Here is a 23,492-nt window from a genome sequence, read left to right on the forward strand (position 1 = left end):
TCACCCCTCTACGCGCTGCGCGTAGGGTGACGGAACACGGGCGCTCGTTTTTCGCGAGCGACGGCGTTCCCCCTATCTCGCGGGCAGCGCGGGTCCCCTCTCCTTTCAGGAGGGGGAGTCCGGTCACGTCCCTTTCAGACGCCTCGCGGCGTGCGAAATCCAATGGTAGGCGGATGCGTGACCGAGGTAGCCTGGACGTGATGAGAGGACGCCAAGCCGTGACGAGGGGGCCGATCGTAGGGGGCTCACTGCCTGCGCCTCTTCAAGCAGTCCCGCCCAGCACGGCGCCGAGATAGACCTCCTCGACCTCGCAGAACGGCACCCCGTCCGGCGTCGCGAGGAGCGCCGCGATGGAGAACAGCGGCGCGGCGGCGGATGGCGGCGCGGCGGCGGCGTAGAGGGTACGGACCGCCAGGGTCCGGCGCATCGGCGCCAGGGCGTGGACCACCCGCCCGAACGGCACGTCCGTCTCCGCCAGGGCGTGGTTCATCGCCGGGGTCAGCCGGGCCGCGACGTACCAGTTGTCGGCGATCGAGAGCACGTGCGGGCCGCAGACGAGGCGCACCCGGCGATGGCGCGAGGGCGCGTCACCCGTCAGGGCGAGGCGGTAGCGCTGCGCGTCCGTGGGAGCGGTCTCGGGTCCGGGCAGGCGCTCCGCTCTGAGTTCGGCCCGCGACAGGCCACGGGCGGCGCACCACGCTTCAAGCACGGCGGTGGCGCTGGGTCCGGCGCGGAGGCGTTCGGTGAGGGTGGCGATCAGCGCAACGTGTGCCGGCAGCGTCATGAACGGGGGCGGCTCGGCATGGAACTCAATCGGGGCGATGCGGTGCCGGGGACGGATCGCCCGGCTCACACCCGTGCCGTCCCGTCACGGCCGAACCGAAGACGCACGTGACTCCGATGAAAAAGCTGGCTAACGACGGACCGGACTGGTGGAGCCTAACGGGATCGAACCGATGACCTCTTCCATGCCATGGAAGCGCTCTCCCAGCTGAGCTAAGGCCCCACATCGTCTAGTCTGGTCGTCCGGGTTCAGGTTCAAGGGAAACCTGATTGGTGGAGCCTAACGGGATCGAACCGATGACCTCTTCCATGCCATGGAAGCGCTCTCCCAGCTGAGCTAAGGCCCCACTTTGGTGCCACCGAACCCAACCCTGCGGTTGGTTTCGTGGGCGTTTCGACCGGCCTCCGCGGTGGCGGCCGGCGATGGCGGTTCTATATTCGGCCCCCGCTTGGGCCTCAACCCCCTTTCTCGCCGGCCGGCAAAGTTTTTTCCCGGCCGGTGCAGAAGTGGGGTCAGCTCTCTTCGTCGTTCTCGATGTCGCCGTCGATGAGATCGGCCACGTCGTCGTCGCCGGCATCCTCCTCCTCGAGGAAGGTGTCGTCGCTGTCCGCCGAATCGGAATCGCTGTCGTCCGTGGTGGTGTCGGTGTCTTCCTCGGCCGCCTCGACCTCGTCGAGGGAGACGATCTCGGGACCGCCCTTCTCGGCGTCGGTGTCCTCGTCGTCATCCGCCGGCACGGCGGCGGCGCGGGCGGCGAGCGCCGGGGCGGCGACGCGGCTGCTGGAGGCGATGGCCTGATAGATCGTCCCGCATTTCGGGCAGGTCGCCGGATCCTTGTCGAGGTCGTAGAACTTGGCGCCGCAGCTCATGCATTGACGCTTCAAGCCGAGTTCCGGTCTGGCCACGGGCGAACCTCTAGATACACTTTTCGGGGAGGGGCCCCGTTAGTCGCGTGCAACGCGTCTGTCAAATACTGGCGTGGTCCTGCGGCGCGGTGCGGTTTTCCTGTCGCGATTCCCACGACGCCGGACGGCTCGGATGACGCGGCCCCGCCTGCGTGATAACCGGCCTGTCCATGAGCCGGATCGTCGATCCCGGCACCCGTGCGGCGGAGGGCGCCGATCCGGCCCCGGATCGGCCCCGAAGCCCCTGACGCCGAAAAGTCCTGTCCCCGTGTCACACGACCTTCCGCCCCAGCCCCTCACCGCCACGGCGGGCCTCGCCCTCCAGGGCTCCCTGCGCCCGCCGGGCGACAAGTCGATCTCCCACCGGGCGATGATCCTCGGCCTCCTCAGCATCGGCGAGACCCGGGTCGAGGGTTTGCTCGAAGGCGACGACGTCCTGCGCACCGCCGCCGCGGCGGAAGCCCTCGGCGCCACCGTCGAGCGCCTCGGCGAGGGCCGCTGGCGCATCGTCGGCGTCGGCCTCGGCGGCCTCACCGACCCGGCGGACGTGCTCGATTTCGGCAATGCCGGCACGGGCTCGCGCCTGATGATGGGTGTCGTCGGCGGCCAGCCCGTGACGGCGACGTTCGACGGCGACGCCTCCCTGCGCAAGCGCCCCATGCGCCGCATCCTCGATCCCCTGGTGCGCATGGGGACGGAGGTCGTGAGCGAACGGGAGGGCGGGCGCGTGCCCCTCACCCTGCGGGGCCCGCGCGAAGCCATTCCCATCACGTACGAGACGCCGGTGGCCTCGGCGCAGATCAAGTCGGCGGTGCTCCTCGCCGGCCTCAACGCGCCCGGCATCACCACGGTGATCGAGGCGGCCGCCACCCGCGACCACACCGAGCGGATGCTGCGCCTGTTCGGCGCCCACGTGGAGGTCACGGCCCACGGTCCGGAGGGCCACGGCCGCACCATCGCGCTGACCGGCCAGCCGACCTTGCGCGGCACCGACGTGGTGGTGCCGGCCGATCCGTCCTCGGCGGCGTTCCCCCTGGTGGCGGCCCTCATCGTACCGGGCTCGGAGGTCGTCATCGAGGGCGTGATGATGAACCCCCTCCGCACGGGCCTCATCACCACCCTGCTGGAGATGGGCGCCGACATCGAGCGCCTGCGCGAGCGCGACGAGGGCGGCGAGAGCGTGGCCGACCTGCGGGTGCGCGCGAGCCGCCTGACGGGCGTCGACGTGCCGCCCGAGCGGGCGCCCGCGATGATCGACGAGTACCCGATCTTGGCGGTGGCCGCCGCCTTCGCCGAGGGCACCACCCGGATGAACGGCCTGCACGAGCTGCGGGTGAAGGAATCCGACCGTCTCGCGGCGGTGGCGGACGGCCTGAGCGCCAACGGCATCGCGTACGTCATCGAGGGCGACGACCTCGTGGTGCACGGCGACGGGAGCCCCCCGAAGGGCGGCGGCACCGTGGCGACCCACCTCGATCACCGCATCGCCATGGCGTTCCTCGTCCTCGGGCTCGCCACGCGCGAGCCCGTGACGGTGGATGACGGCGCCATGATCGCCACGAGCTTCCCGAGCTTCCTGCCGACCATGCAGGCGCTCGGCGGACGGATCGCGTCATGAGCGACTTTCACGTGGGTGATATCCCCCTCGTCATCGCCATCGACGGCCCGGCGGCCTCCGGCAAAGGCACGCTGGCCAAGCGCATCGCCGCCCATTACGGCCTGCCCCACCTCGACACCGGCCTGCTCTACCGGGCGGTGGCGCTGACCGTGATCGACGCCGGCTACAAGCTCGACGACCACCAGGCCGCCGCGCGGGCCGCCGCCAGCCTCATCGCCGACCGCCTCGCGGATCCGCGCCTGCGCGAGCGCGCCATGGGCGAGGCCGCTTCGCGAATCTCCTCCGTGCCGGCGGTGCGCTCGGCGCTCCTCGCCTGGCAGCAGCGCTTCGCCGGCAACGCCGCCGGCGCGGTCCTCGACGGGCGCGACATCGGCACGGTGGTGTGCCCCCACGCGCGGGTGAAGCTGTTCATCACGGCGGCCCCCGAGGAGCGGGCACGCCGTCGCCACCTCGAACTCCAGCGCCGGGGCGAGACCACGAGCGTCGGGGCGATCCTCGCCGACATCGTCGCCCGCGACGCCCGCGACGCCCAGCGCTCCACCGCCCCCCTCAAGGCGGCGGCCGACGCCGTGCTCCTCGACACCACGGACCTCGACCCCGACGCCGCCTTCGCGGCGGCCCGCGACGTGATCGACCGCGCCCGGCCCCATTGAGGCGGGTCGCTATCGGCTGGGGGATGAGGTGGATCGGAGCGCGCCGTGCCCTCGTCCCGCTGTCGTGAAGCGGAGGATCCGGTCAGTGGCAATGCCTTGCGTATCGCGCGAATGGCGCAAGTCCCCCTCTGCTTCCAGGAGAGGAGGTACCGTCATGCGCTATGCCCGCCGGATGCGGCTTTCGAAGACGTCGCAAACCGGTGTGTGATTTCGGAGCCGGCAAGGAACGCGCACGCGCGCTGTCCCCGACCTTATCGGAGCCGTACCGGGGATCGGATGGTCCATCCGGCCCCGGGACTTTCTGAAGGCCCCGTCAGCGCGCGGCGAACTCCGCGAACGCGTCGTCCTTGGCCAGCCGCAGAAGGTTCTGCCCATAGGCGGTCTTGGCGAACAGGTTGCCGCGCGCGATGAGCTGCTCCTTGTCGATGAAGCCCTGGAGGTAGGCGATCTCCTCAAGGCAGGCGACTTGCAGGCCCTGGCGGTGCTGCAGGGTGCGGACGAACTCGGCCGCCTCCAGCAGGCTGTCGTGGGTGCCGGTATCGAGCCAGGCGTAGCCGCGCGACATCCGCTCGACATGGAGCTGGCCGCGTTCGAGATAGGCCTGGTTGACGCTCGTGATCTCGAGTTCGCCGCGCGGCGACGGGGTCACGGCGGCGGCGATGTCGAGGACCTGGTTGTCGTAGAAGTACAGGCCGGTCACCGCCCAGGGGCTCTCGGGCTGGGTCGGCTTCTCGACGAGGCGCAAGGGGCGGCCCTCCTTGTCGAGGGTGACGACGCCGTAGGCCGCCGGATTGTCGACGTGGTAGGCGAACACCGTGGCGCCCGACGTGCGGGTGCGGGCGCGGGCGAGGAGCTCGCTCATGCCGTTGCCGAAGAACAGATTGTCGCCGAGCACCAGGGCGACGTCGTCGGTTCCGACGAAGTCGCGGCCGATGACGAAGGCCTGGGCCAGGCCCTCGGGGCGCGGCTGGATCGCGTAGGAGAACTGCAGGCCGAACTGCTCGCCGGTGCCGAACAGGCGCTTGTAGTTGTCGAGGTGCTCAGGGCTGGAGATGATTAGGATCTCGCGGATGCCGGCGAGCATCAGCACCGAGACCGGGTAGTAGATCATCGGCTTGTCGTAGACCGGCAGCAGCTGCTTGTTGATCGACAGGGTGGCCGGGTGCAGGCGCGTGCCCGATCCGCCGGCAAGGACGATGCCCTTCATGCCCGTGTCTCCGTGTGGGTGTGGGTCGGCCCGATGAGCCGGTCGAGGATGTCGTCCAGGGCCTCGCCCCAGGGCCGCGGCGCGATGCCGTAGGCCGCGTCAAGGCTCACCGTCGACAGGCGGGAATTGGCTGGGCGCCGGGCCGGCGTCGGGTAGGCGCTCGTCGGAATGCCGGTGACCGGGATCGACCGGCCGCCGCGCGCGGCCGAGCCCGCCACGATGGCTTGCGCGAAGCCGCGCCAAGTGGTCGAGCCGGCATTGACGCAGTGGAACGTGCCCGTCGGTGCGTCGGGCTCGGCGGCGAGCCGCAGGGCGATGCGGGCGCAGGCTTGCGCCAGATCCGTCGCCGAGGTCGGGCAGCCGTGCTGGTCGTCCACCACGGTGAGCGCGTCGCGCTCGGCCGAGAGCCGCAGCATGGTCTTCACGAAGTTGCCCCGGTGCGGGCTCACCACCCAGGCCGTGCGCAGGATGGCGTGGCGCGGGTTGGCCGTGCGCACCGCCATCTCGCCAGCCGCCTTGCTGGCGCCGTAGACGCTGCGCGGGTTCACGGGGGCGTCGGGCAGGTAATCCCCCTCCCCGTCCCCGTCGAAGACGTAATCCGTCGAGACGTGGACGAGGGGGATGCCGCGCGCCCGCGTCGCGGCGGCGAGGATCGCCGGCGCGAGGGCGTTGAGGCGCCAAGCCGCGACCACGTCGGCTTCGGCCTTGTCCACGGCGGTGTAGGCCGCCGTGTTGATCACGGCCGCGTAGGTTTTCGTATCGAAGACGCGGGCCACCGCATCCGCATCGGTGATGTCGAGGGCTGCGCGGTCAGGCGCGTCGACCCGCACGCCGTCCGGCCAAGCATGGGCCCGCAGCTCGGTGCCGACCTGACCGGCGCCGCCGAGGATCAGGATATCCACTTAGGAGGCCTTCGTCGCGGACGCCTGCGCGCCGCCGAGGCCGAGGCGCTCGCCGGTGTAGCGGCCCTCGCGGATCGGGCGCCACCACGCCTCGTTTTCGAGGTACCACTTCACGGTCTCTTCGAGCGCCGTCTCGAAGTTCTTCGTCGGCGCCCACGCGACCTCGGCCTCCGCCTTCGACGGGTCGATGGCGTAGCGGCGGTCGTGGCCCGGACGGTCGGCCACGTAGGTGATCAGGCGGTCGTGCGGGGCGTGCTCGGGGCGCAGGCGGTCGAAGGCGGCGCACAGCCCCTTCACCACCGCGAGGTTGTTGCGCACGGAGCGCCCGCCGAGCAGGTAGGTCTCGCCGAGGCGGCCGTTCTTCAGTACCGCCACGAGGCCCTTGGCGTGGTCCTCGACGTGGATCCAGTCGCGCTCGTTCAACCCGTCGCCGTAGACGGGGAGGTTCTTGCCCTCCAGCGCATTGAGGATCATCAGCGGGATGAGCTTCTCGGGGAAGTGCCGCGGCCCGTAATTGTTCGAGCAGTTCGTGATGAGCACCGGCAGGCCATAGGTCTCGTGCCAGGCGCGGGCGAGATGGTCGGAGGCCGCTTTCGAGGCCGAGTAGGGCGAGCGCGGGTCGTAGCGGCTCTCTTCGGTGAAGAACCCGTCGGGCGGGAGCGAGCCGTAGACCTCGTCCGTGGAGACGTGGAGGAAGCGGAACGCCGCCTTCGCGTCGCCGGAGAGCCCGTCCCAGTAGGTGCGGGCGCCGTCGAGCATCACCTGGGTGCCGACCACGTTGGTGCGGATGAACGCGCCCGGATCGGTGATGGAGCGGTCGACGTGGCTCTCGGCGGCCAGATGCATCACCGCGTCGGGCTTGAACTCGGCATAGAGCGCGTGGACGGCCGAAGGATCGCAAATGTCGGCCTCGGCGAAGCGATGGCGGGAGTCCTCGGCCAGGGGCTGCAGGGAGATCGGGTTCGCCGCATAGGTCAGGGCGTCGAGGGTGAGGACGTCGTGCCCGAGATCCTGAACCAGATGCAGGACGAGGGCGGAACCGATGAAGCCGCAGCCGCCGGTGACCAGGATGCGCATGCGTGTCTTCTCCCTCGAACCCTTGGTATCAAATGTTCAGAACGCGGCGCCGAGATCCGCGAAACGCGGGGCGGCGCGGTCCTTGTCCGACAGCACGGCGCCGGCCTCTTCCACCGGCCAGGCGATGGCGAGATCGGGGTCGTTCCAGACGAGGTTGCGGTCGTGCGCCGCGCTGTAATAGGCGCTGACCTTGTAGGCCACCATGGTGTCCGGCTCCAGGGTGCAGAAGCCGTGGGCGAAGCCGGCCGGCACGTAGAGCTGCTCGCCGCCCTTCGCGTCGAGGGTCACGGCGACGTGGCGGCCGTAGGTCGGGCTGTCGCGGCGCAGATCCACGGCGACGTCGAGGATCGAGCCCGCCAGCACCCGCACCAGCTTGGCCTGCGCCGCCGGGGCGAGCTGGAAGTGAAGGCCCCGCACGGTGCCGACCTGGGCCGAGAACGACTGGTTGTCCTGCACGAACGCCACGTCGATCCCGCCGGCCGCGAGGGTATCGACACGAAAGGTCTCCGAGAACCAGCCCCGGTCGTCGCCGAAGCGGTTGGGAACGACGCGCTTGACCGCCGCGATCTCCGTCTCGATCACCCGCATGGTGGATTGATCCCTGGGAACACCCGAAAATTCGAACCGTCTAGGCCGGGGTTCTCGCCGGGTTGTCAAGGCTGAGACACGACTTGGCGGCCCTGCCGGGCGTCTTCGGGGGTCGTTTGGGGCGTCGCTCGGGGGGGCACTCGGGCGGTCGCTTGCGGCGGTCGTGGACCGTGCGCTATGCCGCCCGACCGCGCGGGACACTTCAGGGAGACAGCGCATATGATCACGCAGAATCGGACGGCCCGCGCCCTCGCGGGCACCCTCCTGCTCCTCGGGCTCGCCGGCCCGGCCGCCGCCGAGAAGGGTCCCGACGCCACCGGCCTGTGGCTGACGGAGACGGGCGGCTCCAAGGTCCGCATCGCCCGCTGCGGCCAGGGCTATTGCGGCACCCTCGCCAGCGTCTCCGGCCCCGGCCTCGACGCCCAGAACCCCGACGTGTCCCTGCGGACCCGCAGCCTCATCGGCGTGCGGATCATGACCGCCGACCGGGCCAAGGGCGACGGTTACGAAGGCTCGCTCTACAACCCCAAGGACGGCAAGACCTACGCCGGCAGCCTCGTCCTCAAGGGCCCGGACGTCGTCGAGGTCCAGGGCTGCGTCCTGAGCGTCTTGTGCAAGAGCCAGACTTGGAAGCGGGTGAACTGAGGCGATCGGGGGCGATTCCATGCGGTTGGCGGGAAAGACCTGCGTCGTCACGGGCGCCGCCCGAGGCATCGGGCGGGCGATCGCGGAGGCGTTCGGGCGCGAGGGCGCGACCGTTATCGCGACGGATGCGGACGCGGCGGCCCTCGCCGACCTGGAAGCCGCCCTCGGCTGCCGGACCTTCCCCCTCGACGTACGGTCGGAGGAGGCCTGGGACGCCCTGGCGCGGTTCGCCCCCGCCGTCGACGTGGTGGTGAACAACGCCGGCGTCACGGGGTTCGAGGACGGGATGGTCGCGCACGATCCCGAACACGCCACCCTCGCCGACTGGTGCGCGGTCCACGCGGTCAACCTCGACGGCACCTTTCTCGGCTGCCGCTACGCCATCCGGGCCATGAAGGCGCGGAGCGCAGGCTCCATCGTCAATATCGCCTCGCGCTCCGGCCTCGTCGGCATCCCTGGGGCCGCCGCCTACGCGTCCTCGAAGGCCGCCATCCGCAACCACACCAAGACCGTGGCGCTCTATTGCGCCCAGCAGGGCTGGACCATCCGCTGCAACGCGATCCATCCGGCCGCGATCCTCACCGGAATGTGGGAGCCGATGCTCGGCACCGGACCCGACCGGCAGGCCCGGATGGACGCCCTCGTGGCCGACACGCCCCTGCGCCGGTTCGGCCGCCCCGACGAGGTCGCGGCCGTCGCTTTGATGCTCGCCTCCGACGAGGCCACCTACATCACCGGCGCGGACATCACCCTCGACGGCGGCCTTCTGGCCGGATCGGCGGTGGTGCCGGGTTAGGGGGGCGCCGAGCCGTCCCCGCACGCTTCCCGGCCGAAGGGTCCGGCCCATCGCGTCGAACGGCCGGACCGTGGGACGCCACGCCGAAGGTCTTTACCATTCGGTTTTCCAGCATTTATCTGTACACGAGGGACAGAGCATCGCTCTCCAGCGTGAAAGCCTTGTTCGGTTTCGGTAACGCCCTCGTCGCGTGCGAACAGAAGCTCGCGCAAGAATTCGAGCATATCCAGCAGGCGATCGACCGGGAGTACGGCGCCGGGATGGGCGACCGCGTGTTCCGGGATATCGGCCGGACGCAGACCGGCGACCTGAGCGGCGGCATCAAGCGCTCCGATCTCGGCCTCATCGGACGGACTGCGGACCGGCTCACGCAGAACATGCTCAATGCAGCGCTCACGGACCGCAACATCGGCGGACTGCAGGGCCACCGGCCCGACTACGATAAGATGCAGGCGTTCTTCGACGCGCATTTCGCGGTGGCGACCAACCCCAAATTCCGGGGAAGTACGCTGCGGAATCGAACGTAGAGGTTTACGGGAGCGCGCTCGCCAGGAACGTGCTGAACCGCGTCGGGCAGAACGGAACGATCAGCCAGTCCGATTTCGACGACCTGTCCAAGGCGTTCGGACCCTACGACAAGAGTTTCAATCCCACCATGCCGGATTGTCCGGCGCCCTCGCCGCTCGGCGGGCATCTGGTCGGGCCGGCGAACGAGGCGCGCCTGAACGAACTGACGCAGGCGGTCTGTGAGCGTTTCTGCAAGCTGACGCCTGCTCTTGCCGTCAATTTGCGCAGCCAGCAATTCTCCAAGATCCAGACGACGTTTGCGCAAGCGAACACCTCCGCGAACCGCATCACCGCGACGACCGGGCCGTCCAGGGTCTCGACGCACCGCACCCGCGGATCCGGCCGATCAGAGACTCGGGTCAGAACTCGACGCCGAAGCGGACCCGTAGGTTGTGACGGGCGAACTGGGTGAGGTTGAAGGCGCGGTCGGCGAAGTCGGGGGCGCGGTCGTGGCCGGACACCTGGGCGGAGTAGGCGACGGTCAGGAAGCCCTTTTCCCTGACCTGCACGTGCAGCACGGGGCCGACAAAAACCGCTCGCCCGAGGAACCGGTTCAGGAACGACCCGTCGTAGGCACGCATGACCCGGATTTCGGGGCCGAGGAAGACGCTGTTCGTCGCCCGCGCCATCAGCGTTCCCGACAGGGAGAGGGTCGAGGATCGGTCGGTGTCGCCGGAGTCCTTGAGGCGCGCGACGGAGGGATCGTAGATCACGTTCGCACCGGCCCACAGCTTACCCGGAATCAGGCGCGCATCCGCCATGAGCCGGGTGTCCATGCTGAACACGTCGGCGCCCTGCCCCTCGATGGGCGTCACCCGCGAATACAGCGGCTCCGCCTGCAGGGCGATGCCGAACGGATGGTCGTCCGTCCGCTTGAGAACCTGATACTTGAACTCCAGTGAGCCGCCGTTGACGAGGCCGAAGGTCTTGTCCGGCACGCCGACGATGTTGCGGCTGTCCCGCGCGTCGAATTGCAGGCCGGGCTCGATGCTGAAATCGTCGGTCGGATCGTACTGGTAGCTGACGATGGGTTCGCTGGCGCGATAGGCCGACGAGCCCGGCCCCGCCCGCCGCTTGCTGAAGCGGCCGATCGCGTCGACCACCACCTCCTGCTCGCCGGCCTTGCCGGTGTCGGTTCCTTCCGTGAAGCCGAACAGGTTCTCGGTGTCGATCGTGTCGGGCGCGCTGCCCGTGCCCGCCTCCTGGTAGTCTTTGCCGGACGCGGACGGAATCGGTCCGGCCAGAGCGGATCCGGCGACGAGGAGGACCGAGAGCCGGGCCGCCCGGCGGACGCGATGCCAGGCTTGCCGAATGGGAACGGGTCGTGACGGGAGCATCCCGCACGCTATCCTGCCGCGTCGCGTCCTGGCTGGTGCGCGAAAGCCACACAGGCCTTCGTCCCTCGCGTGCGGTCGGACGGCGCTGGATTAAAACACTTCCGGCCGCATCGCCCGGTTGTGTCCTGCGTCACGGCTTCGCCGTTGCACGCCGATGCAGCAGGATCAGGCCACCGGCCAGACCCAGCAACGTGAGGCCGATGGCGGCCTGAAAGGCCTGCCAGATCCGTGGCGTGTAGATCCCCTGTGCCGCGTCGAATCCGTAGCACAGCAGCCGGACGCGATCGCCGAGCGTCCCGATCCGGCCTTCTCCCGCCTCCACGAGGGCGAGGCGCAGGCTGTCCGCCGTCACGGTGAGGCTCGACAGGACGCGCGACACCCGCCCGTCGCCGGTCAGCGACACGAAGGCGGCCGGGTGGACGATGGCGCCGTGCACGGTATCGGGCACCGACGTGTAGCCGATCGCTTCGGTCAAGCGCGCGACCGCCTCGGGCGGCCCCGTCACGGTGGTGACCGCCTCGGCCAGCGCCCCGTCGATGCCGGCCGTCACGGACGTCCGGGCCTCGTCGCGCGGACCGAGGCCGATGACGACGAGCCGGACATCCCGGCCTGGGCGCAGGCCGGTTCCCATCAGAGCCCCGGACAGGATCGCGAGGGTCGGCGCGCAGATCACCCGGCAGTTCGGGTCGATGGGCACCAGGAGGGTCGGGCGGCCGTCGAGGGCGGCGGCGACCGTGACGGCTTGGCCCCGATCGGTCCGGAGTTCGAGGTCCAGCGGCACTCGAGCCCCTGGGGGCGGCGCGAGGCCGACGCGCGCGAGGTCGAGCCGGGTGAGGTCCGCCGAGGCCGGCGACGGGAAGGCCGGTGCCGCCACGACCAGGGTGGCGAGACAGGGCCGGATGGCTCGGGATACCCGCGAGCGGACCCCAGGCTGCGGGCGCCGCATCATCCTTCCGCCAACCGGGCGAACACGTCCGCGAGGGTGAGGGTGAACAGGATCGCCAGCCAGAACAGACCGCAGGCCGCGGTGAGCCGGTCGAGGGCATTCGCCGTATCGAGGCGCATGAACGGCACCGCGACGAGGAGCGCCTGGGTGCCGGCGATGCCGAACGGGAGGGCGACGTTCCAGGGGCCGAGGGGTCGGTAGGCCAGCAGGACCGAGACGGCGAGGAGCGCGACGAGGCCGAGCCAGACCGGCACGGTGCGCAGGAGAATGGAGCGGAGGGTGGGGGCCTCGCTCATCCGGCGCGCCCCACGAGGTAGAGGGCGGGGTAGAGGACGATCCACGCCATGTCGACGAAGCCCCAATACAGCAGCGCCACCTCGACCTGCGGACTCGTGGCGAGGAAGTCCGGCGCGTGCCAGCCCTTCCACGCCAGCCGCGTCACCAGGCCGATGCCGATGGCGAGGTGGATTCCGTGCACCGCCGTGGCGAACCAGTAGAAGCCGAAGAACAGCTGCGTCGGCCGGTCCGCGAGCTTGAAGCCCGGTCCGGGCACCAGATTTTCCCGGATGTCCTCGCGGTATTCGAAGCCCTTCACGATCAGGAAAGCGAGGCCGAGGCCCGCCGTGAGCAAGAGGCAGACGAGGACCAGACGGCGCAGGGCCGGCACCTCCGCGGCCCGCGCGGCGATGGCCGCGAGCAGACCGCTCGTCAGCAGCAGGGCGGTGTTCGCCGTCCCGTAGACGATGTTGGTCTCGCGCGCCGCCGCCGCGACGGCCTCGGGATGCTCGGCCCTGAGGGCGGCGTAGAACAGGAACAGCGCCCCGAAGAACAGGACTTCGCTGGCGATGAAGATCCACATGCCGAAGGTGGCCCCGGCCCGCTGCCGCGCGAGGGCGTCGGCGGGCGCGAAACCGAGGTCGTGCCAAGGCTCGCGCAGCGACGGGGCAGACTCGCGCAGCGAGGGGACAGTCTCGCGCAGCGGAGGAGACGGCTCGCGCAGCGGAAGGGACGGCTCGCCGGTCGCCCTCATGCCTGGGATTCCTGCGTCGGCAGATGCGGCTGGTCCTGCGTCGGCGGGCTCCCGGCCGGGTGGTAATCGTAGGGCGGCCCGAGGACGGCGACACGGCCGAGGAAATTGTCGCGGGGCGGCGGCGACGTGGTCCGCCATTCGAGGCCGGTGGCGTTCCATGGGTCGTTGCGGGCGCGGGCGCCGAAGAACACCGACCAGGTGAGGTAGCCCAGCGGCATCAGGTAGGCGACGGCGAGGACGGCCGCGCCCGAGGACGAGAGCACGTTCCAGACCTGGAATTCCGGCGGATAGACGTGGTAGCGCCGCGGCATGCCGAGATACCCGGCGATGAATTGCGGGAAGAACGTCAGGTTGAAGCCGAAGAACATCAGGATCGCGGCGAACTTCGCCCAGGTCTCCGGGTACATCCGCCCGGTGATCTTGGGCCACCACAGGTGCAGCCCGGCGAAGTAGGCCGACACCGAGGCGCCGACCATGATGTAGTGGAAGTGGGCGACGACGAAGTAAGTGTCCTGCACGTGCACGTCGATGGGGATCGAGGCGAGGAACAGGCCCGTCAGGCCCCCCACCGTGAACAGGCCGAGGAAGCCGAGGGCGTAGAGCATCGGCGATTCGAAGCCGATCTGGCCGCGATACAGGGTGGCGGTCCAGTTGAAGACCTTGATGGCCGACGGCACGGCGACGATGAACGACAGGAACGAGAACAGCAGCGCCGCGTAGGGCGACATGCCTGAGGTGAACATGTGATGGCCCCAGGTGAAGAAGCCGATCACCGCGATGGCCACCAGGGCGTAGACCATGAAGGTGTAGCCGAAGACGACCCGCCGCGAGAAGCAGGTGATCACCTCGGAGATCACCCCCATCGCCGGCAGGATCATGATGTACACCGCCGGGTGCGAGTAGAACCAGAACAGGTGCTGGAACAGGATCGGGTCGCCGCCCCGCGCCGGATCGAAGATCGGCAGGCCGAAGGCCCGCTCGGCCAGCACGAGGAGCAGGGTGAGAGCGAGGACCGGCGTCGCCAGGACGAAGATCAGGCTCGTGGTGTACATGGCCCACACGAACAGCGGCAGGCGGAACCAGGTCATACCGGGCGCCCGCAGCAGGTGCACGGTGGCGATGAAGTTGACGCCCGTGGCGATGGTCGAGAACCCGGCGACGAACACGCCGAGCACCGCCACGGAGACGGCGGTGTCGGAGAACACCGTCGCGTAGGGGAAGTAGAAGGTCCACCCCGTGTCGATCCCGCCCGCCAGCACGGCGACGGCGGCCAGGAGCCCGCCGCCGAGGTTGAGGTACCAGCTCACGAGGTTGAGTTTGGGAAATGCGAGATCTCGCGCGCCGATCATCAGCGGCAGGAGGAAGTTGCCGAAGGTGGTGGGGATCGACGGGATGAGGAAGAACCACACCATGATCACGCCGTGGAGCGTGAACAGCTTGTTGTAGGTGTCCGACCCGACGAAATCGGCTTCCAGCGTGAAAAGTTCGAGACGCACGGCCGTGGCCGCCGCGCCGCCGAGGAAGAAGAACAGCGTAATCGACAGTCCGTACAGGATGGCGATGCGCTTGTGGTCGGTGGTGGTCAGCCACGAGCCGAGGGTGTGGCCGGCCGCGAGATAGCTCTCCGGCAGGCCCAGCGCGAGCTCGTCCGGGTCCGCCAGGGCCGTGGGGCTTTGGGCGATGTGGGGGCTCATCTGCGCGCTCGCGGACGGGGAGGGCGGGGATCGACGACGGGGCGGGTCACGGGCCCACCGCCGGTCCGGCGGGGGCCGGCGTGTCCGCGACGGGCGCGCCCGGCACCATGGCGGGGCTGCGCTCGCGGGCGGACCCCGGCACGCGGGAGGAGAGCGGCGGCACGCCTGGGCTGCGCACGGTGCGGGGGCCGGCCCCGAGGGCGCGGAGATAGGCGGTGAGTTCCTGCACCTCTCCGTCCGTCAGTAGGCCCGCGTAGCTCGGCATGATCGGCGCGTAACCGGCGGCGATGTCGCGCGCGGGCTGGAGGATCGAATCGCGGATATAGGCCGCATCCACCGTGACGGTGCGGCCGCCTTCGAGGGGAATGGTCTTGCCCCAGAGGCCGGCGAGGTCCGGCGCGTGGATCGTGGAGCCCGGTGCGTGGCACCCGGCGCAGCCGCGCTCGGTGAACAGGCGCTCGCCCGCATGGGCGAGGTCGTCGCCCTCGGGCTGGGCCGAGAGCCAAGCCGCGTAATCCTGCGGCTCCATCACGATGACGCGGCCGAGCATGCGGGAATGATCGGTGCCGCAGAACTCCGTGCACATGAGGTGGAAGGTGCCGGTCTTGGTGGCCTGGAACCAGGTCTCGGTCTGGCGGCCCGGCACGGCGTCGCGCTTCAGGCGGAAGGCCGGGATGTAGAACGAATGGATCACGTCCTGCGAGGTCAGCATCAGCCGCACGGGCGCGCCCACGGGCACGTGCAGCTCGTTGATCTCGCGGGCGCCGTTGGAGGCCTGCGTCTTCCACATCCACTGCTTGGCGACGACGTGGATCTCGATGGCGTCCTTCGGTGGAGTGTAGGCCCCGATCTCGGCCGAGGCCGCCCACCAGAAGATGAACAGGAACACGAACAGGGTGGCGGCGGTCCAGCCGATCTCGAACTCGCGCGACACGACGCTCGGCAGGGCGCCGCGATCGGCCTTCGAGCCGCGCCGGAACCGGATCGCGAAGGTGACGACGAGGCCGACCACCACGAGGACGATGGCGGCCGAGATCACCGTCAGGCCGAAGAAGATCGCGTCGACCTTGGCGGCCTGCGTCGAGGCGGCTTCGGGCATGAGCCACGCGGGCACGAAGCGCTGCATCATGGGGCGCCCCCGCCGGCGGGACCGGACGCCGCGGCGCCGCCGGGGCTCCCCCGTGGCGCCGGGAGCGCGCTGACCGCGCCACCGCGGCTTCCGAGGCTCGGCCAGCGTTCGGGCTGGACCGGCGCGGCGTAGGCGGTCGCGCCCCGATCGGCGAGGCGGCGCATGGCTTCCCCGATGGGCATCCGGGCGATGCCGCGGTCGCGGTCGACCCACCCGTAGCCCTTCAGCCGGTGACGCTGATCGGCGAGGAACCGCGCGAGGTCGCCGCCGGGATTCTGCTGGAGCTGCGGCCCGGGAAACGCGCGGGGGGCCTGAGCGACCGGTCCCGGCACCTCGCTCCGGTAGTACAGCCACAGGCCGGCCAGCGACGCCCCGACGAACACCACGATGCCGAGGCCCGTGAGCAGCACCGGCTTCAGGGCGATGCCCGGCGCCTCGAGGCCGGGATCGGCATGATCCGCGACGTCGTCGTGGATGCGGTCGCGCGACGGCTCAGGCATGGGCTCAGGCATGGGCTCAGGCATGCCGGCTCTCCGGCGCGGAGGCGTCGGCGAAGGTGCGCGCGGTGAATCGCGCGGCGCGGCGCGACAGCAGGGCCAGAACGGCGAGGCCCGCGAGCCCGGCCGCCGCGGCGGCACCGGCGCCGTCGCCGTAGGCCGGCAGGAGCGTCCAGGCGAGGTGGAGGGCGAGGCCCACGAGGACGAGGACGCCCACCGCCCGCAACAGGGCCGCGCTGCGGCGCACGGCAGAAAAGAGCAGCATCCCGAACGGGACGAGGCCGCCGGCCACGAAGGCGGCGAGCAGCACCGCCCGCCAGGTGCCCTCGCCACGCTTCAGGTACCACGCGGCCTTCGACGGCAGGTCGCCGTACCACGCCACCACGTAGGCCATCAGGCCCATGTAGAGGACGCCCAGGAGGGTCGCGAGAATGAGCTTGGCGAGGTCGCCCGCCCGCTCCCCGTCGCGGCCGGGCACGCCCACCAGGGCCGCCCACGCGAGGGCGGCGAGCATCTGGTGCAGAGCGATGTCGGCGGCGAACGCGGAGGAGACGTAGGACGGCTCGACGGACAGGATCCAGTCCACGGCGACGAGGCTGAGGCTGAACCCGTAGAAGGCGAGGCCGAGGCCGGCCACCAGCCGGGTGCAGCGCCCCGCCAGGATGAGGAGGGCGAGGCCCGACCAGCCCGCGAGCGCCAGGCCGGCCCGCAGATCGAACGCCACCGGATTGAGGTAGAGGCGGGCGACATCCGCCTTCACGCGCCCCGGATCGGCCGCCCAGGGGTAGAGGGCCGGCAGGGTGGCGGCGATGCCGAGGAACGCGAGGGCCGCCAGGGGCACCAGGGCGGTGGCGGGCCGCAGGGCGGGAGCGAGAGCGTCGCCCCACCGGCCGCCCGTGACGGCGTGGATCATCACCCAGACGAGGCTGCCGACGGGGATCATGCTCCAGACGATCCAGGCGAGGAGCCAGCCCCGCGCCAGGGCGTCGGCGATCGACGACGCGCCCGTCATGGCAGCGCCTCCGCGAGACCCGGCACGTCGGCGACGCGGGCGCCCTGACCGAGTTGCAGGGCGCGGATATAGGCGGCGATGGCCCAGCGATCCCGCGGCTCGACGCGGGCGGCGTAGGAATACATCACGCCGTAGCCCTCGGTGATCACGGCGACGAGGTAGCCCGCCGGCGCCGCCCGCAGGCGGTCCTCGTGGAAGGAGGGCGGGGCGGGAAAGCCGCGCTGGACGATCATTCCGTCGCCGTGGCCGGTATAGCCGTGGCAGGGCGTGCAGATGGCGTCGTAGCGCGCCCGGCCCCGCCGCAGCAGGGCGGCGTCGACGGGGGGCGCATCGCGCAAGGCCGCCTCGGCCGCGAGATCGCCCTGCGCCACGGTGCCGTCCGGGGGTGTCCGGGCCTCGGCGCCGTCGGCGAACAGGGCCGCCTTGCCGTAGACCCGATAGCGCTTCTGGACCCGCATCGACTGGTCGTCGCAGGCTGCGAGCGGCAGCAGGAGCGCGAGGGCGCCGAATCCCACGCGGAGCGTGCGGCGCGCGTCTCGGGACCGCCTCATGGGTTCATCTCCGACACCAGGCGGGCGCCTGCCCCTTCGAGCAGCACGCGCAGGGCGCGCGGATCGTCCTTCGGGGCGATGAGGAGCAGGAAGCGGTCCTGGCTCGCCCGCTCGAATTGCGGCATCGCGTGCAGCGGATGGTGCAGGCGCGGCAGGCCGCAGGCGGACAGCATGGCGACGAAGCCCGCCAGGGCGGCGGCGAGGATTCCGACCTCGAACGGCACGAGGAGGAAGACCGGCCAGGAATGCAGGGGCCGCCCGCCGGAATTCAGCGGGTAGGCGTGGACCGCGCTGTACCATTGCAGGGCGTACATCAGCCCCGCCGCGCCGAAGCCCGCCATCGCCATGGCGGGCCGGACCCATCGGCGCGTGGGCGCGATCAATCCGGCAAGATCCTCCACGGGGAAGGGCGTGAAGGCGTCGATGGGGCTGTGGCCGTCGGCATGGCCGAGGCGGGTCGCCCGCAGTAAGGCCTCGGGCGTCTCGAACTCGGCGAGGAGGTGGGGGCGGGACCCGCTCATGCGGCGCCCTCGCGGTGGCTGAGCTGGCGGACCTCGTGCATCGACACGAGGGGCAGCAGGCGCGCCAGGACGAGGAAGCCGAGGACGAACAACCCGAGGGGCCCGAATAGGATCGCGAGGTCGTAGAGGCTGATCTGGTAGGTCCGCCACAGGCTGACGGCGTAGCCGCGCGCGAGGGTGTTCCAGACGATGAGGATGCGCTCGAGCCACATCCCTACGTTGATCAGAATCGCGAGGGCGGCGAGCGCTCGCAAGTCGACCCGCACGGCCGGGAACCACAGGGCCTGCGGGGCGAGGCAGTTGCAGAACAGCAGCGCGGCGTAGAGCCAGCGGTAATCGCCGGTGAAGAAATAGCCCACCACCGTCCTGTCGGTGTGCTCGCCGCCGTACCAGGCCATGAACCACTCGGTGGCGTAGGAGAACGTCATCACGATGCTGGCGAACAGCATCACCTTCGCCATGGCGTCGAAATGCGCCCGCGTGATCATCGCCCGGAGGTTCAGGCCCCAGCGGATGGCGATGGCCAGCACCACCACCATGGCGAAGCCCGAATACATCGCCCCGACGACGAAGTAGGGCGGGAAGAGGCTCTCCTGCCAGCCGGGCATCAGGCTCGCGGCGAAGTCGAGGCCGACGATGGAATGGACCGAGCAGACGAGGGGGATCGCCAGGGCCGCCATGGTCATGTGGAAGGTCTCGTAGACCTGCCAGTGCCGGGCCGAGCCGCGCCAGCCGAGCGCCAGGGCGCCGTAGATCACCTGGCCCGGCCGCGTGGTGGCCCGATCGCGCAGGGTGGCGAGGTCGGGCAGCAGGCCGGTGAACCAGAAGAGGAGGGAGAACAGCAGGTAGCTGAGGATCGCCCAGAAATCCCAGACCAGGGCCGAGCGCCATTGCGGCCACAAGTCCATGGTGTTCGGGTAGGGCGCCAGCCAATAGGCGTAGAGCGGTCGGCCGAGGTGGATGATCGGGAACAGGCCCGCGATGGCGGCGGCCAGCAGGGTCATGGCCTCGGCGAAGCGGTTGATGGAGGCGCGCCAGTGCTGGCGCGTCAGCAGCAGCATCGAGGAGATCAGCGTTCCGGCGTTGCCGATGCCGATCCACCAGACGTAATTCGCGATGGAGACGCCCCACACCACCGTGGTGTTCACGCCCGACAGGCCGATGCCCACGGTGAGCACCGCCCCGATGGCGAAGAGCGTCAGCAGCACGAAGGGCAGGACGCAGAGCAAGGCGACGAACCACGCCTTGCCGGGACCGCGCTTCTGGATCGGATCGGCGACGGCGGCCGTGATCTCGGCGTCGCCGAGGCGCGCGGGCGCGATCCAGCTTTGGTGCTGCCCAACCCCGCTCACGTGTGGTCCTCCGCCCAATCGGGATTCGGCGCGCGCAGATTGGCCAGGTAGGTGGTGCGCGGGCGGGTGTTGAGCTCTTCCAGCAGCGCGTAGTGGCGCGGGTCCGCCCGCAGGGCCGAGACCGGGTTGCCCGGCCGGGCGAGGTCGCTGAAGGTGATCGCACGGGTGGGGCAGGCCGATTGGCAGGCGGTGACCACGTCGTTCATGGCGCGGCCGTCCCGCTCGGCCCCCTGCCGCTCCGTGGCGATGCGCTGGACGCAGTAGGTGCATTTCTCCATGACGCCGCGCGCCCGCACGGTGACGTTGGGGTTGCGCTGCGCCCGGATCGGCTCGGCGTCGAGGTTGGCGTATTCCTGGCCGTCGGCGTAGCCGAAGAAGTTGAAGCGCCGGACCTTGTAGGGGCAGTTCGCCTCGCAGAACCGCGACCCGACGCAGCGGTTGTAGACCTGAAGGTTCAGGCCCTCGCCGTCATGCACCGAGGCCGCCACCGGGCAGACCGGCTCGCAGGGCGCGTGCTCGCAATGCATGCACGGCACGGGCTGGAACCCGGCCTTCACCGCCTCGGGCGTGCCAGCATCGTAGAGGTCGATGCGCAGCCAGTGCATCATCCGGCCCCGCGCGATCTCCTCCGGGCCGACCACCGGGACGTTGTTCTCCGACTGGCAGGCGACCACGCAGGCGTTGCAGCCGATGCAGGCATTCGTGTCGATGGCCATGGCCCAGGCATGGCCATCGGCATCCCCGGTCCAGGCCTCGATGAGCGACGGCTGGTCGGCGCCGATTCCCTTCGGCTGGGCGGTCGCGAGGTCGGCGAGATCGATTTGCCGGAAGAGCTTCGCGGTCTCGCCCTCGACCTGCACGTAATTCTGCGTCCGCAGCACCGCGCCGGTGCGGCCCGTGGCGGCGAGGTCGACGGGCGTGACGAGCCAGCGCTCGGCCCGGGACACGAGGCGGTAGGCATCCGCCCCGATGCCGTTGCCGATGGCCCCGGCGCGAGCGCGGCCGGACCCGAGGGTGAGCACGCCGACGCCGTCGGCCACGCCGGATTCGACGGCGACGGGCACCTCGACGCTCCGCCCCGCCGCGCTGAGGCGCACCACGTCGCCGGCCCCGACGCCCCGCCGGTCCGCCTCGCCGCGCGACAGGGCGAGGGCGTTGCCCCAGACCTGCTTCGAGATCGGCTTCGGGCATTCCTGAAGCCAGGCGTTGTTGGAAAACCGCCCGTCCCACAGGCACGGATCGGGGCGCAGTTCGACGGTGAAGCCGGCCCCCATCCGGGGCGGCAAGCTCGGCGGCGCGGGATCCGCCACCGTGATCGTCGCCGCCGCGCTGCCGGCGATCACGCCGTCATGGAGGCTCCGGCGCCACCATTCCTCGAACGCTGCGGCCTCGCGGTCCGGCCGGCTTTCGCGCCAAGTCTCGCTCCAAGTCTCGTGCCAGGTCTCGCTCCAGGTCTCGTGCCAAGTCTCGCGCACGAGGTCGTAGCCCGACCGGGCCGGGGACTCGCCGAACAAGGCCACGATCTCGTGGATCGAGCGGGCGCCGTAGAGGGGCCGGATCAGGGGCTGGACCAGACTGGCGGTGCCGTCGACGGCGCGCAGGTCGGACCAGCCCTCGAGTTCGTGGGCCAGCGGCAGGTGCCAGTGGGTGGCGCCGGCCGTCTCGTCCCCGTGTGTGCCCGCATGGACGCTGAACGCCGCCCGGCCGATCCGGGAGCCGAGATCGAGGTCGGGGCCGCCGGTGAGGACCGGATTGCAATCGAGGATCGCGAGGCCTTCGACGGTCCCGGAATCGAGGGCGGCCGCGAGGGCGGTGAGCCCCGCGGGGGTACGCCCGTCGATGCGGTCCGGGGGCTCGATGACGTCCACGGGGGCGTCGAGGCGGGCGTTGATCCAATGCGCGAGGGCGTGATGCTCCGGCGCCAGAGCCGGACCGACGAGGACGAGGGCGCGGCCGCGATGCGCCGTCAAGTCGGCCGCGACGGCTTCGGCGAAGCGCCGGACCGCCTCGCTCGCGTCGGGCGCCGGCAATCCGGCCCCGAGGGCGTTGGCGCAGGCGACGAGCAGGGCGGCCTGTGCGTGCGGCGGCAGCGCGCGGCGCGCATCGGCCTTGATCCCCGTCTGCGTCAGGGCGGATTCGGCGACGTAGAGCCGGCCGAACCGGCCCGGGTCGCGGCGGCGCTCGGCGAAACCGGAGGCCAAGCGGATCTGATCCGGGCCGGGCCCGAGGGGATCGGCCCCGACGCACAGGACCACTTCGGCGCGGTCGAGCCGGGGCAGCACCCTCAAGGAGCGGCCGAAGGCCCGTACGGTGCCGCGCGTCGCGTGGGTGTCGTCCACCGGTTCGTGGACGTGCCACACGGCGTCCGGCATCGCCCGCAGGAGGGACGCGATCTGGCGCAGGAGGGTCGGCGAGGTGACCCGCCCGGTGAGGAGGTGAAAGCCGGCGCCGTTGCGGCTGCGCGCCCGCGCCAGGGGCCCGGCCAGGGCGCGCTCGAACATCTCCCAGGAGGCGATGCCGCTCCTGTGCTCCGTCACCGTGCGCGAACGGTCGGGATCGTAGAGGTCGAGGATCGCGGCCTCGGCGAAGACGTCCGTTGCGCCGCGGCTCGCCGGATGGAGCGGATTGCCCTCGATCTTGATGGGGCGCCCGTCCACCGCGATGGCGTGGACGCCGCGGGCGAAGCCGCCGAGCGACAGGCTCGTCGCGTAGCGCACGGGCACGCCGGGCAGCAGGCGCTCCGGCATCCGCACGTAGGGCACGATCTCCTCGGACGGTTTCGTACACCCGCCCGCCGCCAGGGCGATGCCGGCGCCGAGGAGGGTCAGGGCCTCGCGCCGCGAGGTGAGGGGCTCGCGCCGCGAGGGCGGGCCTAGCGGTGGCATAGGGAGCATTCGCTGAGACGCTCGGGCGAGCGGATGTGGTATTCCTTCAGCCGCTGCGCCCCGAGGGCGGCCTGATCGGCGGGCGCGGTCCAGGCCGTGTCGAAGACCGCATCGCGGGCGCGCAGGTTCGGGGCCGGATCGCGGTGGCAGTCGAGGCACCAGCCCATGGTGAGGGGGGCCGCCTGCCGGACGAGCTTCATCGTCTGGATCTCGCCGTGGCAGGTGGTGCAGCCGACACCCTTGGCGACATGCACGGCGTGATTGAAGTAGACGTAGCCCGGCAGAGTGTGGACGCGGCGCCAGCGCAGGGAGCGCCCTTCGGCGAGACTGGTGCGCACGGGGGCCAGCATCGGCGCATTGGTCCAGATCTGCGAGTGGCAGGACATGCAGGTGTCCGTGGGCGGAATGCCCGCGAAGGCCGCCTTCTCCACGGAGGTGTGGCAGTAGCGGCAATCGAGGCCGAGGCCGCCGACGTGATGCGCGTGGCTGAACGGCACCGGCTGCTCGCGGGTGACGCCCTGCCCCGTGACGTAGGGGGAGCGCCAGACCGCGTAGGCGACCCCGACGGCGAAGACCGGGACCGTGGCGAGCGACGCGAGGACGAAGCGGACGACCGTGTCGGCCCCCGGACGGAAAATCTGCACCATCCCTCGCACGTACCCCGTGCCACGGCACCCGACGCCTTCAAGACGCGCAAGACCAAACCGCTCGCGAACCATGACGACAGGGTCGGGAACGGAGCGTGTCGAGGCACTGCGCCGTCGCCAACCAAGACCCAACGCAGCCTTCGGTCTAC

Annotated in this window: 25 protein-coding genes and 2 tRNA genes; 6 read left to right on the forward strand and 21 right to left on the reverse strand. The window is 70.7% G+C overall.

Going from position 1 to position 23,492, the window contains the following annotated elements; genetic code table 11:
* Positions 1–262: 262 nt before the first annotated feature.
* The 4 genes from ASF22_RS07190 to ASF22_RS07205 all read right to left on the reverse strand — a co-directional run bounded on the left by ASF22_RS07190 (position 263) and on the right by ASF22_RS07205 (position 1,689).
* The gene (locus ASF22_RS07190; protein ID WP_056262864.1) at positions 263–784 is read right to left on the reverse strand and encodes a hypothetical protein; all 522 of its coding nucleotides are present in this window, start codon (positions 782–784) and stop codon (positions 263–265) included.
* A gap of 146 nt (positions 785–930) precedes the next feature.
* Positions 931–1,006: transfer RNA gene (locus ASF22_RS07195), tRNA-Ala, on the reverse strand.
* 48 nt (positions 1,007–1,054) lie between these two features.
* Positions 1,055–1,130, reverse strand: a tRNA-Ala gene (locus ASF22_RS07200).
* A gap of 166 nt (positions 1,131–1,296) precedes the next feature.
* Positions 1,297–1,689: a TIGR02300 family protein gene (locus ASF22_RS07205; RefSeq protein ID WP_082478868.1), complete on the reverse strand. Its 393-nt coding sequence runs from the start codon at positions 1,687–1,689 to the stop codon at positions 1,297–1,299.
* A 268-nt stretch (positions 1,690–1,957) separates the two neighbouring features.
* On the opposite strand from ASF22_RS07205, the gene aroA reads away from it, so the two are divergent.
* A complete protein-coding gene (aroA, locus tag ASF22_RS07210; protein ID WP_056262868.1) occupies positions 1,958–3,307 on the forward strand; it encodes a 3-phosphoshikimate 1-carboxyvinyltransferase in 1,350 nt (449 codons plus the stop codon).
* Positions 3,304–3,960, forward strand: a complete 657-nt coding sequence (cmk, locus tag ASF22_RS07215; protein ID WP_056169543.1) for a (d)CMP kinase — start codon at positions 3,304–3,306, stop codon at positions 3,958–3,960. Before aroA ends, cmk begins: the two co-directional genes overlap by 4 nt.
* A gap of 313 nt (positions 3,961–4,273) precedes the next feature.
* On the opposite strand, the gene rfbA is transcribed toward cmk, so the two are convergent.
* Genes rfbA through rfbC form a run of 4 tightly spaced genes read right to left on the reverse strand, consistent with a single transcriptional unit; the run spans position 4,274 to position 7,734 of the window.
* A complete protein-coding gene (rfbA, locus tag ASF22_RS07220; protein ID WP_056262872.1) occupies positions 4,274–5,167 on the reverse strand; it encodes a glucose-1-phosphate thymidylyltransferase RfbA in 894 nt (297 codons plus the stop codon).
* Positions 5,164–6,069: a dTDP-4-dehydrorhamnose reductase gene (gene rfbD, locus ASF22_RS07225; RefSeq protein WP_056262875.1), complete on the reverse strand. Its 906-nt coding sequence runs from the start codon at positions 6,067–6,069 to the stop codon at positions 5,164–5,166. Before rfbD ends, rfbA begins: the two co-directional genes overlap by 4 nt.
* On the reverse strand, positions 6,070–7,146 hold the full coding sequence (gene rfbB / locus ASF22_RS07230) for a dTDP-glucose 4,6-dehydratase (RefSeq protein ID WP_056262878.1): 1,077 nt from the start codon (positions 7,144–7,146) through the stop codon (positions 6,070–6,072).
* Between the two features lie 36 nt (positions 7,147–7,182).
* Positions 7,183–7,734 (reverse strand): dTDP-4-dehydrorhamnose 3,5-epimerase, encoded by a 552-nt coding sequence (gene rfbC, locus ASF22_RS07235; RefSeq protein ID WP_056262881.1) that lies wholly within the window; start codon positions 7,732–7,734, stop codon positions 7,183–7,185.
* A gap of 219 nt (positions 7,735–7,953) precedes the next feature.
* Between rfbC and ASF22_RS07240 the strand changes: the two genes are divergently transcribed.
* From ASF22_RS07240 to ASF22_RS23650, 4 genes are all read left to right on the forward strand, one after another.
* Entirely contained in the window at positions 7,954–8,379 is a 426-nt protein-coding gene (locus ASF22_RS07240; protein ID WP_056169558.1) for a DUF2147 domain-containing protein, read from the forward strand.
* Positions 8,380–8,398: 19 nt separating this feature from the next.
* Complete coding sequence (locus ASF22_RS07245) at positions 8,399–9,175, forward strand: SDR family oxidoreductase (RefSeq protein WP_056262891.1); 777 nt, start codon at positions 8,399–8,401, stop codon at positions 9,173–9,175.
* A gap of 161 nt (positions 9,176–9,336) precedes the next feature.
* Positions 9,337–9,702 carry a hypothetical protein gene (locus tag ASF22_RS07250; protein WP_056262894.1) on the forward strand — a complete coding sequence of 122 codons (366 nt, stop codon included), beginning with the start codon at positions 9,337–9,339 and terminating at the stop codon, positions 9,700–9,702.
* A 29-nt stretch (positions 9,703–9,731) separates the two neighbouring features.
* On the forward strand, positions 9,732–10,154 hold the full coding sequence (locus ASF22_RS23650) for a hypothetical protein (protein WP_156647630.1): 423 nt from the start codon (positions 9,732–9,734) through the stop codon (positions 10,152–10,154).
* On the opposite strand, the gene ASF22_RS07260 is transcribed toward ASF22_RS23650, so the two are convergent.
* The 13 genes from ASF22_RS07260 to ASF22_RS07320 form a co-directional block, all read right to left on the reverse strand.
* On the reverse strand, positions 10,102–11,079 hold the full coding sequence (locus ASF22_RS07260; protein ID WP_056262896.1) for a hypothetical protein: 978 nt from the start codon (positions 11,077–11,079) through the stop codon (positions 10,102–10,104). The genes ASF22_RS23650 and ASF22_RS07260 overlap by 53 nt on opposite strands.
* Positions 11,080–11,209: 130 nt before the next feature.
* Positions 11,210–12,025, reverse strand: a complete 816-nt coding sequence (locus tag ASF22_RS07265) for an SCO family protein (protein ID WP_244474219.1) — start codon at positions 12,023–12,025, stop codon at positions 11,210–11,212.
* Positions 12,025–12,321, reverse strand: coding sequence for a cytochrome C oxidase subunit IV family protein (locus ASF22_RS07270; protein ID WP_056262900.1), 297 nt, complete (start codon positions 12,319–12,321; stop codon positions 12,025–12,027). Before ASF22_RS07270 ends, ASF22_RS07265 begins: the two co-directional genes overlap by 1 nt.
* The gene (locus ASF22_RS07275) at positions 12,318–13,055 is read right to left on the reverse strand and encodes a cytochrome c oxidase subunit 3 (protein WP_082483569.1); all 738 of its coding nucleotides are present in this window, start codon (positions 13,053–13,055) and stop codon (positions 12,318–12,320) included. Before ASF22_RS07275 ends, ASF22_RS07270 begins: the two co-directional genes overlap by 4 nt.
* Entirely contained in the window at positions 13,052–14,749 is a 1,698-nt protein-coding gene (locus tag ASF22_RS07280) for a cbb3-type cytochrome c oxidase subunit I (protein WP_056262903.1), read from the reverse strand. Before ASF22_RS07280 ends, ASF22_RS07275 begins: the two co-directional genes overlap by 4 nt.
* Before the next feature lie 46 nt (positions 14,750–14,795).
* Positions 14,796–15,878, reverse strand: a complete 1,083-nt coding sequence (gene coxB, locus ASF22_RS07285) for a cytochrome c oxidase subunit II (RefSeq protein ID WP_056262926.1) — start codon at positions 15,876–15,878, stop codon at positions 14,796–14,798.
* Positions 15,875–16,402, reverse strand: a complete 528-nt coding sequence (locus ASF22_RS07290) for a hypothetical protein (RefSeq protein ID WP_244474220.1) — start codon at positions 16,400–16,402, stop codon at positions 15,875–15,877. The genes coxB and ASF22_RS07290 overlap by 4 nt, the downstream gene beginning before the upstream one ends.
* Positions 16,395–17,369 (reverse strand): hypothetical protein, encoded by a 975-nt coding sequence (locus ASF22_RS07295; protein WP_056262983.1) that lies wholly within the window; start codon positions 17,367–17,369, stop codon positions 16,395–16,397. Before ASF22_RS07295 ends, ASF22_RS07290 begins: the two co-directional genes overlap by 8 nt.
* Before the next feature lie 14 nt (positions 17,370–17,383).
* The gene (locus tag ASF22_RS07300; protein WP_056262933.1) at positions 17,384–17,938 is read right to left on the reverse strand and encodes a cytochrome c; all 555 of its coding nucleotides are present in this window, start codon (positions 17,936–17,938) and stop codon (positions 17,384–17,386) included.
* Positions 17,935–18,459, reverse strand: a complete 525-nt coding sequence (locus ASF22_RS07305; RefSeq protein WP_056262936.1) for a DUF3341 domain-containing protein — start codon at positions 18,457–18,459, stop codon at positions 17,935–17,937. The genes ASF22_RS07300 and ASF22_RS07305 overlap by 4 nt, the downstream gene beginning before the upstream one ends.
* Positions 18,456–19,811, reverse strand: a complete 1,356-nt coding sequence (nrfD, locus tag ASF22_RS07310; RefSeq protein WP_056262939.1) for an NrfD/PsrC family molybdoenzyme membrane anchor subunit — start codon at positions 19,809–19,811, stop codon at positions 18,456–18,458. The genes ASF22_RS07305 and nrfD overlap by 4 nt, the downstream gene beginning before the upstream one ends.
* A complete protein-coding gene (locus ASF22_RS07315) occupies positions 19,808–22,696 on the reverse strand; it encodes a 4Fe-4S dicluster domain-containing protein (protein WP_056262944.1) in 2,889 nt (962 codons plus the stop codon). Before ASF22_RS07315 ends, nrfD begins: the two co-directional genes overlap by 4 nt.
* Complete coding sequence (locus tag ASF22_RS07320; protein ID WP_056262947.1) at positions 22,684–23,343, reverse strand: cytochrome c3 family protein; 660 nt, start codon at positions 23,341–23,343, stop codon at positions 22,684–22,686. The genes ASF22_RS07315 and ASF22_RS07320 overlap by 13 nt, the downstream gene beginning before the upstream one ends.
* Between the last annotated feature and the right edge of the window lie 149 nt (positions 23,344–23,492).

The organism is Methylobacterium sp. Leaf87 (genome assembly GCF_001422775.1).
In the GTDB taxonomy this organism is placed as follows: Bacteria; Pseudomonadota; Alphaproteobacteria; order Rhizobiales; family Beijerinckiaceae; genus Methylobacterium.